The sequence below is a fragment of the Paenisporosarcina quisquiliarum genome, assembly GCF_043641925.1.
In the GTDB taxonomy this organism is placed as follows: Bacteria; Bacillota; Bacilli; order Bacillales_A; family Planococcaceae; genus Paenisporosarcina; species Paenisporosarcina quisquiliarum_A.
In genome coordinates this window covers 193,847-207,208 of record NZ_JBHZRU010000003.1, presented here as the reverse complement: position 1 = coordinate 207,208, position 13,362 = coordinate 193,847, and the positions used below count along the sequence as shown (strand labels likewise).

Annotated in this window: 14 protein-coding genes; 10 read left to right on the top strand and 4 right to left on the bottom strand. The window is 36.0% G+C overall.

What is annotated here, in order from left to right:
- Positions 1–92: 92 nt before the first annotated feature.
- From ACHUE4_RS03955 to ACHUE4_RS03930, 6 genes are all read left to right on the top strand, one after another.
- Entirely contained in the window at positions 93–1,349 is a 1,257-nt protein-coding gene (locus ACHUE4_RS03955; RefSeq protein ID WP_394188084.1) for a Y-family DNA polymerase, read from the top strand.
- Between the two features lie 127 nt (positions 1,350–1,476).
- Complete coding sequence (locus ACHUE4_RS03950; protein WP_394188083.1) at positions 1,477–3,231, top strand: ABC transporter transmembrane domain-containing protein; 1,755 nt, start codon at positions 1,477–1,479, stop codon at positions 3,229–3,231.
- Positions 3,231–5,009, top strand: coding sequence for an ABC transporter ATP-binding protein (locus ACHUE4_RS03945; RefSeq protein ID WP_394188082.1), 1,779 nt, complete (start codon positions 3,231–3,233; stop codon positions 5,007–5,009). The genes ACHUE4_RS03950 and ACHUE4_RS03945 overlap by 1 nt, the downstream gene beginning before the upstream one ends.
- A 122-nt stretch (positions 5,010–5,131) precedes the next feature.
- Positions 5,132–5,842: a cytochrome c biogenesis CcdA family protein gene (locus tag ACHUE4_RS03940; protein ID WP_394188081.1), complete on the top strand. Its 711-nt coding sequence runs from the start codon at positions 5,132–5,134 to the stop codon at positions 5,840–5,842.
- Between the two features lie 37 nt (positions 5,843–5,879).
- Positions 5,880–6,254: a response regulator gene (locus ACHUE4_RS03935; RefSeq protein ID WP_394188080.1), complete on the top strand. Its 375-nt coding sequence runs from the start codon at positions 5,880–5,882 to the stop codon at positions 6,252–6,254.
- Positions 6,255–6,300: 46 nt separating this feature from the next.
- Positions 6,301–6,801, top strand: a complete 501-nt coding sequence (locus tag ACHUE4_RS03930) for a CcdC family protein (RefSeq protein WP_394188079.1) — start codon at positions 6,301–6,303, stop codon at positions 6,799–6,801.
- A 38-nt stretch (positions 6,802–6,839) separates the two neighbouring features.
- Here the strand turns inward: ACHUE4_RS03930 and ACHUE4_RS03925 are convergent, their stop codons facing one another.
- Entirely contained in the window at positions 6,840–7,271 is a 432-nt protein-coding gene (locus tag ACHUE4_RS03925) for a DUF2621 domain-containing protein (protein WP_394188078.1), read from the bottom strand.
- Between the two features lie 188 nt (positions 7,272–7,459).
- On the opposite strand from ACHUE4_RS03925, the gene ACHUE4_RS03920 reads away from it, so the two are divergent.
- On the top strand, positions 7,460–8,056 hold the full coding sequence (locus ACHUE4_RS03920; RefSeq protein WP_394188077.1) for an SCO family protein: 597 nt from the start codon (positions 7,460–7,462) through the stop codon (positions 8,054–8,056).
- 32 nt (positions 8,057–8,088) lie between these two features.
- Here ACHUE4_RS03920 and mscL read toward each other — a convergent pair whose 3' ends face one another.
- Positions 8,089–8,466, bottom strand: coding sequence for a large conductance mechanosensitive channel protein MscL (gene mscL / locus ACHUE4_RS03915; protein ID WP_394188076.1), 378 nt, complete (start codon positions 8,464–8,466; stop codon positions 8,089–8,091).
- 102 nt (positions 8,467–8,568) lie between these two features.
- Here mscL and ACHUE4_RS03910 point away from each other — a divergent pair, with 102 nt between their 5' ends.
- The gene (locus ACHUE4_RS03910) at positions 8,569–10,071 is read left to right on the top strand and encodes a putative bifunctional diguanylate cyclase/phosphodiesterase (protein ID WP_394188075.1); all 1,503 of its coding nucleotides are present in this window, start codon (positions 8,569–8,571) and stop codon (positions 10,069–10,071) included.
- Between the two features lie 30 nt (positions 10,072–10,101).
- Positions 10,102–10,779, top strand: coding sequence for a lytic transglycosylase domain-containing protein (locus ACHUE4_RS03905; protein ID WP_394188074.1), 678 nt, complete (start codon positions 10,102–10,104; stop codon positions 10,777–10,779).
- 40 nt (positions 10,780–10,819) lie between these two features.
- On the opposite strand, the gene ACHUE4_RS03900 is transcribed toward ACHUE4_RS03905, so the two are convergent.
- Entirely contained in the window at positions 10,820–11,068 is a 249-nt protein-coding gene (locus ACHUE4_RS03900; protein ID WP_394188073.1) for a GlsB/YeaQ/YmgE family stress response membrane protein, read from the bottom strand.
- A gap of 451 nt (positions 11,069–11,519) precedes the next feature.
- Here ACHUE4_RS03900 and ACHUE4_RS03895 point away from each other — a divergent pair, with 451 nt between their 5' ends.
- Positions 11,520–12,191, top strand: a complete 672-nt coding sequence (locus tag ACHUE4_RS03895) for a DNA alkylation repair protein (RefSeq protein WP_394188072.1) — start codon at positions 11,520–11,522, stop codon at positions 12,189–12,191.
- A 27-nt stretch (positions 12,192–12,218) separates the two neighbouring features.
- On the opposite strand, the gene yfkAB is transcribed toward ACHUE4_RS03895, so the two are convergent.
- Complete coding sequence (yfkAB, locus tag ACHUE4_RS03890) at positions 12,219–13,334, bottom strand: radical SAM/CxCxxxxC motif protein YfkAB (RefSeq protein ID WP_394188071.1); 1,116 nt, start codon at positions 13,332–13,334, stop codon at positions 12,219–12,221.
- Positions 13,335–13,362: the final 28 nt, after the last annotated feature.

The window sequence follows — 13,362 nt, the reverse complement described above, 5'->3', positions numbered from 1 at the left end:
GATGTGAAATATTATCCATGTATTGATTAAGAACATGTGTTCGGGGTATACTTTCAAAAAAGAACATTCGTTCTGTGTAGGAGGAGAACATCATGTATGAGCAATATCCAGATCGAAAAATCGTCTGTTTAGATATGCGTAGTTTTTACGCTAGTTGTGCGGCAGCGGATGAAGGTCTAGATGTGATGAACACACCTATTGCGATTATTGGGAATCAAGAACAGAAAGGAAGTGTCGTACTTGCTGCGTCACCACCATTAAAAAAAGAATTTGGTGTAAAAACAGGAACACGACTGTTTGAAATTCCTGATCATCCAGCTATTCGAATAATTGAACCTAAAATGGGTTTTTTCGTAAATGTCTCCATGGAAATCACGCGTTTACTTAGTGAATATGTACCGAAAGAAGCGATTCATGTGTATTCGGTAGACGAAAGCTTTATTGACTTAAGTGGAACAGAACGATTGTGGGGACCGATTGAAGAGACCATTCAACGTATACAAGATGATTTATTAGATATGTTTCAGTTACCATCTGCGATGGGCATGGGACCCAATATGTTGATGTCAAAATTAGCACTTGATATAGAAGCGAAAAAAACAGGATTTGCAAGATGGACCTATGAAGATGTTCCAAAGAAACTGTGGCCCGTTTCACCGTTACGTGAAATGTGGGGGATAGGACCACGAATGGAGAAAAACCTCAACGGAATGGGTATTTTTTCTGTCGGTGATTTAGCCAATTCGAGTTTAGCCGAGTTGGAGTCGAAATTCGGGGTTATGGGCAACCAATTGTATCATCATGCTTGGGGAATCGATTTATCCGATTTAGGCTCATCGATTATAGAAGGGCAAGTTAGTTATGGAAAAGGTCAAATATTATTTCGTGATTACAGAAAACCTGAAGACATACTCGCTGTGGTTTTAGAGATGACGGAAGATGTTGCTAGAAGAGCACGTGAAGCTGGCAAAGTTGGTCGAACGGTTCATCTCGGAGTTGGCTATAGTAAGGACGCATTTGGAGGAGGATTTCACCGCTCTCGTTCAATGGAAGAGGGAACGAATGACACGATGAAGATTTATAATATGTGCGTGAAATTACTAGCGGAACATTTTGAAGAACTTCCCGTCAGACGTTTATCTGTTACCTTATCTAATCTTGAGCCTGAACATTCCATGCAACTGAGTTTATTTGATGTGCAGAAATGGCGCAACAGAAAATTGGGCGCTGCCATGGATCAGATTCGTAGCAAATATGGATCGGCCTCTCTTTTACGCGCTGTGTCTTACACAGATGCGGGGACTGCACGTACACGTGCCAAACTTATTGGTGGGCATAAGGCTGAATAAAGAAGAGATGCCCGAGGAAATAGAAATCATTTCATAACCCGAATAATTTCTATTTCCTATCTTCTCTAAATTCCGAACATTTGCTAAACTAATCTAGTCTGCAAAAAAGAAGCGGGGGAAATGGAACGTGAAAGTATTTTTAGAATTAGGGTGGTTTTTTAAAGAGAGAAAGAAACAGTACATCATCGGTATCCTCATGCTGATGGTCGTTGCGTTTTTGCAACTACTGCCACCTAAAATAATTGGCTATGTTGTTGATGAAATCCGACTAAATACTCTTACAGGAGAAACGCTACTCAAATGGCTTTTGGTATTAGCAGCGGCAGCTATTGCTATGTATGTGATCCGCTATTACTGGCGAATGATGATTTTCGGTTCAGCTATCTTGCTCGCACGCCAATTGAGAGAAAGATTATTTCGTCACTTTACACGCATGTCACCACAGTTTTATCAAAAACGTCGTGTTGGAGATTTAATGGCACATGCAACGAATGATTTGTCCGCAGTTCAACAAACTGCTGGAGCGGGCGTTCTAACGCTCGTTGACTCTCTAACTACTGGTGGGTTTGTCATTGCTGCAATGGCAATAACAATCAACTGGAAACTGACACTCATTGCTCTTATTCCAATGCCTATTATGGCTTATTTAACAAATTACTATGGGAAATTGTTGCATAGTCGTTTTCATTTTGCCCAAGAAGCTTTTTCGAATTTAAATGATAAAGCACAAGAAAGTATATCAGGCATCAAAGTAATTAAAACATTTGGTCAAGAAAAAGAAGATATTCAAGATTTTGTTCAATTATCAGATGATGTGGTTCAAAAAAATGTTCATGTTGCTAAGGTGGATTCTCTATTTGATCCGACCATTTCAGCTATTGTAGGGATTTCCTTCTTTTTATCTATCTTTTTTGGTGCGAGGTTTATAGTAGCTGGTGATATGACGATAGGTGATTTAATCGCCTTCACGGCATATCTTGGATTATTAGTGTGGCCGATGCTTGCATTTGGTTGGTTGTTTAATATCGTAGAAAGAGGACGTGCTTCTTACGATCGAATCCGTACGCTACTAGCAGAACCAGCCGATATAGATGACGCAGAACATGCTTTAGATGAAAAAGCACAAGGTGACTTAGACGTAAATATCACAGAATTCAAATTCCCAGACGACGATCGAGCAGCATTAAAAGATGTCCACTTTACCCTTAAACGCGGAGAGACACTTGGAATTGTCGGGAAAACCGGTTCTGGAAAAACAGCTATTTTGAAGTTATTACTACGTGAATTTGAAGGCTACAATGGGGCAATTACATATGGCGGCCATTCAATCAATGTTTATAAAAAAGAGCGCCTTCGTTCAGCGATAGGATATGTGCCGCAAGATCATTTCTTATTCTCAACAACAGTAGCAGGAAATATTGCATTTTCGAATACAAGTGCTCCAATTGAAGAGGTATACGAAGCAGCGAAATTAGCTCATATTCATGAAGATATTTTAAAATTCACAAATGGTTATGAAACGATCGTTGGGGAAAGAGGCGTTTCTTTATCAGGTGGACAAAAGCAACGTATTTCCATCGCTCGTGCCTTAATGATGAAACCAGAATTACTTATTTTAGATGATTCCTTATCAGCTGTAGATGCTAAAACGGAAGAAGCCATTTTAGAATCTTTAAAAGCAACACGTACAGATGAAACGACGATTATTACCGCACATCGATTAAGTGCCATTCAACATGCACATCAAATTATCGTGATGCATGAAGGAACGATTGTCGAAAAAGGCTCTCATGCTGAACTAATGGAACAAGAAGGACGATATTACGAGATGTATCAACTACAGCAATTAGAAGCGCTCGTGGAAATGGGGGGTGAGGTTTGATGGAACAACAGCCTAAACTCACTGGAAAAGATCAAAGTATTATATTGAAAAGACTGATCTCCTATTTAAAGCCACATAAAAAAGTTATTATTTTTGCTTTGTTTTTATTAGGATTAACAGTTGTAGGTGACGTCCTCGGTCCACTACTCATTAAAACGTTTATTGACGATTATTTAACTGTTCGAAATTTCCCAACAGGACCTCTTGTTGGACTAGCTGCTGCCTATATATTTATTCAAATAAGTAATGTTTTTATAAGCTATTTTCAATTGCTAAAGTTCCAAGAAATTGCCTTAAAAATTATTCAACAAATGCGTATCGATGTCTTTACTAAAGTACAAAACCTGGGGATGCGTTATTTTGATCAAACTCCAGCAGGTAGCATAGTGTCTCGTGTAACGAATGACACAGAAGCCATTAAGGATATGTTCGTCAGCGTATTAGTAGGATTTGTTCAAAGTGCATTCTTAGTCGTTGGCGTATACATTGCCATGTTTATCTTGAATGTTAAATTGGCACTTGTAACGTTATTACTGTTACCTATCTTGTTTTTCATTATTGTCACGTATCGTCGGTATAGCTCGGTATTTTATCAAGACTTACGTGAACGTTTAAGTCAATTAAATGCCAAATTAGCAGAATCTCTACAAGGAATGTCGATGATTCAAGCATTTCGACAAGAGCCAAGGCTAAAAGATGAATTCAATGATATTAATGAACAGCATTGGAAAGCTGGCAAACGTAATATAAAAATGGATAGTCTATTACTACGCCCGGCAATTGATTTGGTGTATGCATTAGCCTTGATCATGTTACTAAGCTACTTCGGGATTACGTCATTTACGAATACGATTGAAGTAGGGGTTATCTATGCATTCGTTACGTATATTGATCGTTTCTTTGAACCTATTAATCAAGTGATGCAACGTCTTTCTATTTTCCAACAAGCGATTGTTGCTGGTTCGCGTGTTTTCAAATTATTAGATGAAGAAGAGTTATCGCCTGCACAAGGCAATACAAACGCTCAAATAAACTCAGGTAAAATCGAGTTTAAAAATGTGACATTCTCTTATGATGGTCAAACAGATGTCTTGAAAAACATTTCATTTACAGCTCAACCAGGAGAAACCGTGGCACTAGTTGGTCATACTGGGAGCGGGAAAAGCTCCATCATCAATTTATTGATGCGTTTTTATGAATACGAACATGGTGAGATTTTAATAGACGGTCACTCCATAAAAGACTTTAAAACATTAGAAATGCGCGAAAAAATGGGATTAGTATTGCAAGATCCATTTTTATTCTTTGGGGATATTGAAAGCAATATTCGTTTGCATAAACAAAGCATGACCGATGAAGAGGTACGTGCTGCCGCTGAATTCGTTCAAGCAGATACTTTCATTAACGCACTGCCTGACGGATACAAACAAAAAGTAACGGAAAGAGGTTCCACATTTTCTAGTGGTCAACGTCAACTCGTCGCATTTGCACGTACAATGGCGACCGATCCTAAGATTTTAGTGCTTGATGAAGCAACAGCTAATATTGATACGGAAACAGAAGTTGCCATTCAGTCGAGTTTGGAAAAAATGAGACTAGGTCGAACAACGATCGCAATCGCCCATCGTTTAAGTACCATTCAAGATGCAGAATTAATTTTAGTTCTCCATCAAGGTGAAATCGTAGAGCGGGGAAGTCACCAAGAATTATTAGCAAGCAAGGGCTTGTACCACAAGATGTATTTATTACAAAATGGCATTGTTGAAGAAAAAGTATAAAGCTAACAGGACATCTAAAAGGTGTCCTGTTTTTTTGGACAAAGAAATGTCATAAGCGTTTTTGACGTTTTTCCTCGTATAATTTGTTACGATATGAACAGAAATGAAAAGGAGCGACCTACATGAGTACCGATCTTAATTTATTTTTAGCATTTGGAGCGGGTTTCTTAAGCTTCATATCGCCTTGTACTTTGCCTCTGTATCCAGCATTTTTGTCATATATTACGGGTATGACATTAGATGAATTGAAAACTGACCGAGGGATTTTACAAAAACGCGGAATCTTGCATACATTATTTTTCCTTCTAGGTTTTTCATTTATTTTCATCGCACTTGGATTTGGCACTAATTTTGTTAATACTGCTTATATTCAGTATCAAGATTTAATTAGACAAATTGGCGCTATTTTTATTGTCATATTTGGATTAATTATTGTCGGTGTTTTCAAACCCGAATTTTTAATGAAGGATCGGAAAGTTCAATTTAAAAACAGACCATCTGGTTATTTAGGGACAATTTTAATTGGTATGGCGTTTGCAGCAGGCTGGACACCATGTACTGGACCTATTCTAGGATCTGTATTTTTACTTGGTGCAGCTAACCCAGGATCTGGCGTATGGTACATGCTTTCTTATGTACTTGGTTTTGCCATCCCGTTCTTTGTACTTTCTTTCTTCATTACACGTATGAATTGGATTCGAAAACACAATATGAAAATCGTTAAAATTGGTGGATATATAATGATTGCCGTAGGGATTTTGTTGTTCTTTGATGGAATGACCTACCTAATTACTTTATTAGGACCATTTTTTGGTGGTTTTCAAGGCTTTTAACACGTAAACTATAGATATATAGTTTGGAGTGATAAGAATGCGTAGAGTTTTAGTTGTTGATGATGCGTTATTTATGCGCGTCACTATTGGAAATATGCTAAAAGAATTACAATTTGAAGTTGTTGGTGAAGCGGAGAATGGGAAAATAGCGGTGGAAAAATATCGGGAATTGCAACCTGATATTGTGACAATGGATATTACCATGCCCGTGATGTCTGGTATTGAAGCAGTTAAATCGATTACGGCTGAATATCCAGAAGCAAAAATTGTCATGATTTCTGCGCTTGGCCAACAACGTCTATTAAAAGAAGCACTTGAAAATGGTGCGAAAGATTTTATTACAAAGCCATTCCACCCAGTTCAATTAGAACAGGTAATGAATAATGTAACGATGGACTTTGATGAAAAATAAATCAAAAGAATTTGTTATCCATGAACGGCAATAGAGGAGAAAAAACATGTTTTTTGAACAAATACCGTCGCAGTGGCTCATAATTGGGTCTAGCGTAATTGCAGTTGTAATGGGTTCTATTGTCATGACAGTTCGAATGAAAGCAGCGAAAAAGCCAGCAACTGCAAAGAAAATTATTTTGCCACCACTTTTTATGTCTACAGGTGCACTTATGTTTGTTTTTGAATATTTTCGAGTGCCGCCAATGCAAATAATTGAAGCAGTAGGGGTAGGATTACTATTTTCTACAGTTCTCATTTGGACTTCTAAGTTCGAAATAAAAGATGGAGACATTTATTTAAAACAATCGAAAGCTTTTATCTTTATCCTAATCGGCTTATTAATTCTTCGTTTAATTGCCAAGATGATATTAAGCTCGACTATTGATATAGGTGAATTAAGCGGTATGTTTTGGTTGTTAGCATTTGGAATGATTGTTCCTTGGCGTATTGCTATGTTGCTTCAATTCAATAAGTTGAAGAAGACACAGCTTCATCAAGCACTATAAAAGCCGACCTTCTAATTTTGAAGGTCGGCTTTTATTTTTCAATCAAATAGATGTTCGTAAGGCGTCATATCCACTTGCATTTCTTTTAGTTTTTTTCGTAAAAATTTATGGTCACGCTTTGGAGTTGCTTGAATATATCCTCGGATAATGTGGTCTTGTTCAATAGATTTAGCGTTTTCTTCAAGAGCAATTTGTCCAACTTTTCCTGCTATCTTCTGTTTTGCAACAGGGCGGAACAGATCTGGAACAGGAGTTACGAGCTCATTTAGCAAAGCTTTCGCTTGATCTCCCCATAAATGAAGCGATTTTTCTACATAGTATTCTTCCCAATCCAAAACCGATTTTCCATCGTCTTTTGGAAGAACCTTTAAGAATTTACGAAACATAAAGTATCCACCAATGGCAAATAATCCACCGAGAACGAATACCCAAAATATGATAAACCATAAAAACCAACCATCTAATGCCATTATTTTCACCTCAAATTATCTCTATTTCCATTATAGAAGGTAAATGATAAAAATTCACGCTCGATATTCTTTTAACGAAATTAAATAATAGCTTACGACACAAATTCGTTAGAAAAGAAGAAACCTCACTCCTTGTATTCTTAAAAATCATTCGATAAGATGAGAAAGAATGAAAGTGGGGCGAAATGATGACTCGATTTACTAAATTTCTTACATGGACCATTCTTAGTGCCATCATACTAACTGGTTGTAACTCAAATAGTTTTAAAGCAGAAACAGAATGGGAAATTGACTCTTTTGAACATGACTCCCATAGAGGCGAAGAAGTATCATTGGATAAATTAAAAGGTCAGGTATGGCTAGCAACCTTCATTTTCACGAATTGTGAGACAGTATGTCCACCAATGACTATGAATATGACTGAAGTGCAAGAAGAATTAATTGCACAAGATGTTGAAGATTATCAAATTGTGGCATTTAGTGTAGATCCAGAAGTAGATACACCTGAAGTCTTAGCAGATTATATATCGAAGTATAATGTGCCAGATGAATCGAAATGGCAATTACTAACTGGATACGCACAAGATTATATGAGTCAATTTGCGCGAGATTCTTTTAAAGTTATCGTTCAAGATGATCCTAATACAAATCAAGTTACTCATGGTACAAGTTTTTATTTAGTAAATCAAGAAGGTTATGTGGTTAAAAGCTATTCAGGTGTAAGCGATGTTCCTACTAAGGAAATTGTGACGGATATGAAAGCATTAATTGAAGATGGAAAGTAAAAGAACTGGCAAAAGCCAGTTCTTTTTTTAACCTATTTTTGCTGCTTTAATAAATCACGAATTTCAACTAACAAAGCTTCTTTCGCATCAATGGTAGGTCCTTCTTCAATAACATCCTCTTTTTTACGTTGGAATTTCATCAGTAATCTTACAAACATAAAAATAGCAAAGGCTATAATCAAAAAATCAAAAATAGACTGGATAAAGTTACCAATCAATACTTCAGATTTTCCAACAGTCCAAATGATACTTGTGAAATCAATCCCGCCTAATACGATGCCTAATAATGGAGTAATGATATCCGAAACGAGAGAAGAAATGATTTTCCCGAATGCTGCCCCTATAACAACAGCGATTGCTAGATCCATGACATTCCCTTTTAATGCAAATTTCTTAAAATCCTGCCACATTTTTCTTCACCCCCCTTAAGAATAGTCTACTGAATGTCGATACTATTGTATAGAGAAGGTTTTATACCTAGTATAGGTTTTTAAAATAGGAGGAATTGGTTCGTGACCTATCAGTCTATATACAAGTTTCATGCGTTTCGAATCGTTTTTATTTACGCGATTTTTGGAACGATATGGATTTTATTTTCGGATTCAATTATGTTTCATTATGTACCTGAATTTAAATCTTTTTCTTTAATGAAAGGGATGTTTTACATTATCTTCACATCTTTTTTACTCCTCTATTTATTAAAATACTCTTGGGGAGAAATTGATGAAGCTCAAAAGAAGTTACATACATTTTTACATACGGATCCCCTTACAAAATTACATAACCGAATTGCTTTACAAAGTAAATTAGAATTTTTAGTACAAGAAAATCAAACATTTTGTTTGTTATTTATCAATGCTGATCGATTTAAAACGTTCAATGAACAATATGGTCACCTTTTTGGGGATGAATTATTAAGACAAATGGCGAATCGTATGACAGATATTGCACCAAAGAAAAATGCTGCATATTTAGCTAGATGGGGAGCAGACGAATTCATCCTAGTATTAAAAGGAATCGATAAAAATACAGTGAAAGAACATTCACTAAATCTACAAATGCAATTACAAGAACCGATGGTGATTTTCAATCAAAAAGTAAGCTTAACTTTTAGTTTAGGATGCTCTTTTTACCCAGAAGATGCCCAAGTACCAAGCGATTGCATCCGTTTTTCTGAATTAGCACTTCATGAAGCTAAATCAGAAGGAGGGAGAACCATTGTTTATTATCATAATGATTTATCAGCAAAGGCATTAAATCGCTTTGAATTAGAAAACGGTCTAAAAATGGCTATCCCTAATAATGAATTATTTGTTGTATATCAGCCACAAATTTCAGCTTTAAGTGGAGAGTTAATTGGGTACGAAGCTTTATTAAGGTGGAAATACAAAGAGAAATTAATTTCTCCTGCTGAATTTATTCCAATAGCAGAAGAATCAGGATTAATTGTTCCAATTGGAGAATTTGTCATACAATCTTCGTGCAGACAACTCTTGCATCTAAATAAACAAGGTTACAAAGATATAGTTATGAGTGTAAATGTGTCTTCTCGACAGTTTTATCAATTAGAATTTGTAAACCGACTACTTGAAATTGTGATAAATGAAAAAGTAAATCCTAATCAAATAATGATCGAAATCACGGAGTCTATCATCATGGAATCCACAAGCTTTGTAATGGAATCGTTGAATAAGTTACGTGATGCAGGCTTTCAAATTGCAATTGACGATTTTGGTACAGGCTATTCCTCATTTAAATATTTGGAAGAATTACCACTAGATTTAATTAAAATCGATCAAAGTTTTACTCAATCTCTACATAAAACGAGAACAAGAGCCATTGTACAATCTATCGTATCTTTAGCACATAATCTTCAGCTTGAAGTATTAGCTGAAGGAGTTGAAACGCTAGAGCAATCATCTATTCTTCAAGAGATGGAATGTCATTATTTACAGGGCTATTATTATGGTCGACCAGACGTAATTCATGAAGTGACACCCTTTTTGAAAATATGATAAACTGATGAAAAACTAGGATGCGACTTCATGAATAAGAAAAAGAAGACTAAGGGAATGTCTGCAGGAACTAAAGGGTGGATCATTCTTCTCCTATTACCAGTGACTATTACCATTTATGTGATGGCGATTTTGCTATGGCAAGAAATGCAAGAGATTCCGTTTGTCCAATCCCTTACAAAAACAGTTCAAGAAGTTCCTTTGAATATAGTCGAGATGGAGATTCCTGAAGAATATATTTCAGTCTACAAAGATGCCGCGGAGGCCTATGAAATTCCTTGGACTTTATTAGCCGCACATCACCGAATCGAAACACGTTTTTCCACGATGGATCCATTATTATCTCCAGTTGGAGCAGAGGGTCATATGCAGTTTATGCCTTGCACGTTCGTTGGATGGCAGCATCCCAGTTGCGGTGGGCTAGGGAAAGGGAATATTCCTAAAGACGAAAAAACCAATCCAACCATCATTGCACAATACGGTGGGTACGGAATTGATGCCAATAAAGATGGAAAAGCAGACCCATATCAAATTGAAGATGCTATGTATAGTGCCGCTCATTATTTGTCTAGTAATGGCGCAGCAAATGGGGAAATTGAAAAAGCAGTTTTCATGTACAACAGAAGTGATGAGTATGTAGAAGATGTCATGTACTACTACAAAAAGTACGAAGAACAAAGAGAGGTAAATGGGGAAGGGAACTCATAAGAAAAGAGTCGATCAAATGATCGACTCTTTTTAAATCTAATTATTTACGAAGTGCACGCATGATTAAGCTTACGATTAACACTAATAGGATAGCTCCGATGAAAGCTGGAATAATTGACATTCCCCATACTTCTGGTCCAAAGCTTCCGAATAATGATCCACCAATCCAAGCACCAATAATACCTGCAATAATGTTACCAATAATTCCGCCTGGTAAATCTTTACCTAAAATAAGTCCTGCTAACCAACCAATGATCCCACCAATAATAAGATATAAAATGAATCCCATGTTCGTCATCTCCTGTTCTGTATAAGTAATTTGTCTTGCTAGTAATTAAATAACCTAAAATCACAATGTTCAAACCTTGTTCAAAAAAATATTTTATTTTACATATAAAATACAAGTGTTACTTATGAAAAGGTTTCATTATAATGTGCAGTCCTAAAAGAAATATACAAAAAAGAATTGTACTTAAAATACTCATAGTTCAAGCTATGAAATCCATAAACTATAATTGTTAAAATATTTTGCAAATTAACGATTTTAGGCTTATAATTTTAAAAAAGGAGTGACTTATTATGAACGACATAATGAGTAACAAGTTAAACAAGCAGGCTGCATGGTTTGTCATGTTTCACACCTTATTTATTTTTAATTTAGCTTTTGATATTTTAGAATTTATGTAAAACGGGTAGCTAGTCTATCCGTTTTTTTTATTGGAAAAAAGGAGAATTACTATATGAAGAAACTGTGGGATCGTGAACAATATATTGCTTCATTTCATCAAATGAAAAATAAAGATAAAGCAATACCAATGGAAGCTTATCTGAAAAACATGTTTCCTTTTCTCGGAATAAAAAGTCCGGAGCGAAAAGAAATCGTAAAAGAATATTTTTCAGCTTATCAATTGCCAAGCGAGGATGTTTTATTAGAAGAAATCTGGGCAATTTATCAATTACCTGAAAGGGAATTTCAATATGCAGCTATAACGTTGCTAAGCAAAAAAATAAAGACACTTCAAATTAATGACTTGTCTTTCATTGAAAAATTAATAATCGAAAAATCATGGTGGGATAGTGTTGATTCTATTGCTCCTACAATTGTCGGTTCAATTGTTAAGAACAACAGACATGAAGGGGAAGAAATTATGAAACTGTGGTCTAACTCAGAGAATATGTGGTTAAACCGTTCTGCCATTTTGCATCAATTAAAATATAAAGCAGATACGAATGAGGAATTGCTGGAGGAAATTATTGGGAATCATATCAATTCGAAAGAATTTTTCATACAAAAATCAATTGGTTGGCTTTTGCGTGAATATGCGAAAACGAATCCAGAATTCGTAAAGAATTTTGTTTCAACCATAGAATTAAAACCTTTGAGTAAGCGGGAAGCTCTTAAACATTTATAAAAAAAAGCAGCCGATTCAGCTGCTTTTCTACTTTACACTTCCACTGACAAACGTTTGATCTTTATAATACATATTTTTTACTAATACATTTGGTCCAAGACACTTTACAGCTGGACAGTGGCAATTGAGTTCTTTAGCTAATGGTGATTTGAGCCATTGCTCAAAAATCTTGGGTAACGAATCACCTTTTAAGTTACCTAGAACTGGAGCATCGCCAAAATCCGTCACAATGACATCACCAGTGAAAATGTTAATGTTTAAACGGGAACGTCCATCAGGATCATTTCGAACTGAAACATTCGGCTCGGATTTTAATCTGTTTTGAAGAATTTGATCTTCTTCGTTAGAACTACAAGGATAAAAAGGTAATGTACCAAAGAGCATCCATGTTTTTGGATCTCGAATATCTAATAAGTGATGAATGGCTTGTCGCGTTTCTTCAAGTGTTAAAGATGTTAAGCTGCTTGCAAAATCTGATGGATACATAGGGTGAATCTCATGTCTCGAACATTGCATTTCACCCACTACTTGACGGTGGATATGCTCTAAATAAGGCAAGGTGTTTTTATTTAACATGGTTTCTGCTGAAACCATTACACCATGCTCTGAAAGCATTTTGCTGTTTTCAATCATGCGATTAAACAATTTAGCTCGTTGTTCAATAGTTGGTTTACGGTTCATGTTTACAAAACCTGTTTCAGTAAACTCTTCAAGGGTACCCCAGTTATGAGAAATATGTAAGACATCTAAATAAGGGGCAATCATTAAATATCGTTCTGGGTCGAGGGTTAAATTTGAGTTAATCTGTGTCCGTACTCCGCGTTCTCTTGCATATTTTAATAGAGGTAAAACATAATTTATAACAGATTTTTTAGATAACATTGGCTCTCCACCGGTAATACTAAGCGTTTGTAGATATGGGATCTCATCTAATCGCATCTTAAGAAGCTCAAAAGGTAAGGCTACCGGATCTTTCGGCTGCAAAGTGTACCCAACAGCACAGTGCGCGCAGCGCATATTACAGAGTGTAGTCGTTGTAAATTCAATATTGGATAAAGTAAGTTTTCCATGTCTCTCTACATCCAAATATGCTTCCCATGGATCATGAGAAGGTGAGATTTTGTTAGATAATAAATCATTCATTTTAAAGTCTTCCTTTCTACCATGAACT

Excerpts from the sequence above, each read along its gene's own strand:
- ACHUE4_RS03935 (WP_394188080.1), top strand. The coding sequence starts at position 5,880 with ATGCGTAGAGTTTTAGTTGTTGATGATGCGTTATTTATGCGCGTCACT.
- ACHUE4_RS03930 (WP_394188079.1), top strand. The coding sequence starts at position 6,301 with ATGTTTTTTGAACAAATACCGTCGCAGTGGCTCATAATTGGGTCTAGC.
- ACHUE4_RS03925 (WP_394188078.1), bottom strand. The coding sequence starts at position 7,271 with ATGGCATTAGATGGTTGGTTTTTATGGTTTATCATATTTTGGGTATTC.
- ACHUE4_RS03895 (WP_394188072.1), top strand. The coding sequence starts at position 11,520 with ATGAAGAAACTGTGGGATCGTGAACAATATATTGCTTCATTTCATCAA.
- ACHUE4_RS03945 (WP_394188082.1), top strand. The coding sequence starts at position 3,231 with ATGGAACAACAGCCTAAACTCACTGGAAAAGATCAAAGTATTATATTG.
- mscL (WP_394188076.1), bottom strand. The coding sequence starts at position 8,466 with ATGTGGCAGGATTTTAAGAAATTTGCATTAAAAGGGAATGTCATGGAT.
- ACHUE4_RS03955 (WP_394188084.1), top strand. The coding sequence starts at position 93 with ATGTATGAGCAATATCCAGATCGAAAAATCGTCTGTTTAGATATGCGT.
- ACHUE4_RS03905 (WP_394188074.1), top strand. The coding sequence starts at position 10,102 with ATGAATAAGAAAAAGAAGACTAAGGGAATGTCTGCAGGAACTAAAGGG.
- ACHUE4_RS03920 (WP_394188077.1), top strand. The coding sequence starts at position 7,460 with ATGACTCGATTTACTAAATTTCTTACATGGACCATTCTTAGTGCCATC.
- ACHUE4_RS03900 (WP_394188073.1), bottom strand. The coding sequence starts at position 11,068 with ATGGGATTCATTTTATATCTTATTATTGGTGGGATCATTGGTTGGTTA.
- yfkAB (WP_394188071.1), bottom strand. The coding sequence starts at position 13,334 with ATGAATGATTTATTATCTAACAAAATCTCACCTTCTCATGATCCATGG.
- ACHUE4_RS03940 (WP_394188081.1), top strand. The coding sequence starts at position 5,132 with ATGAGTACCGATCTTAATTTATTTTTAGCATTTGGAGCGGGTTTCTTA.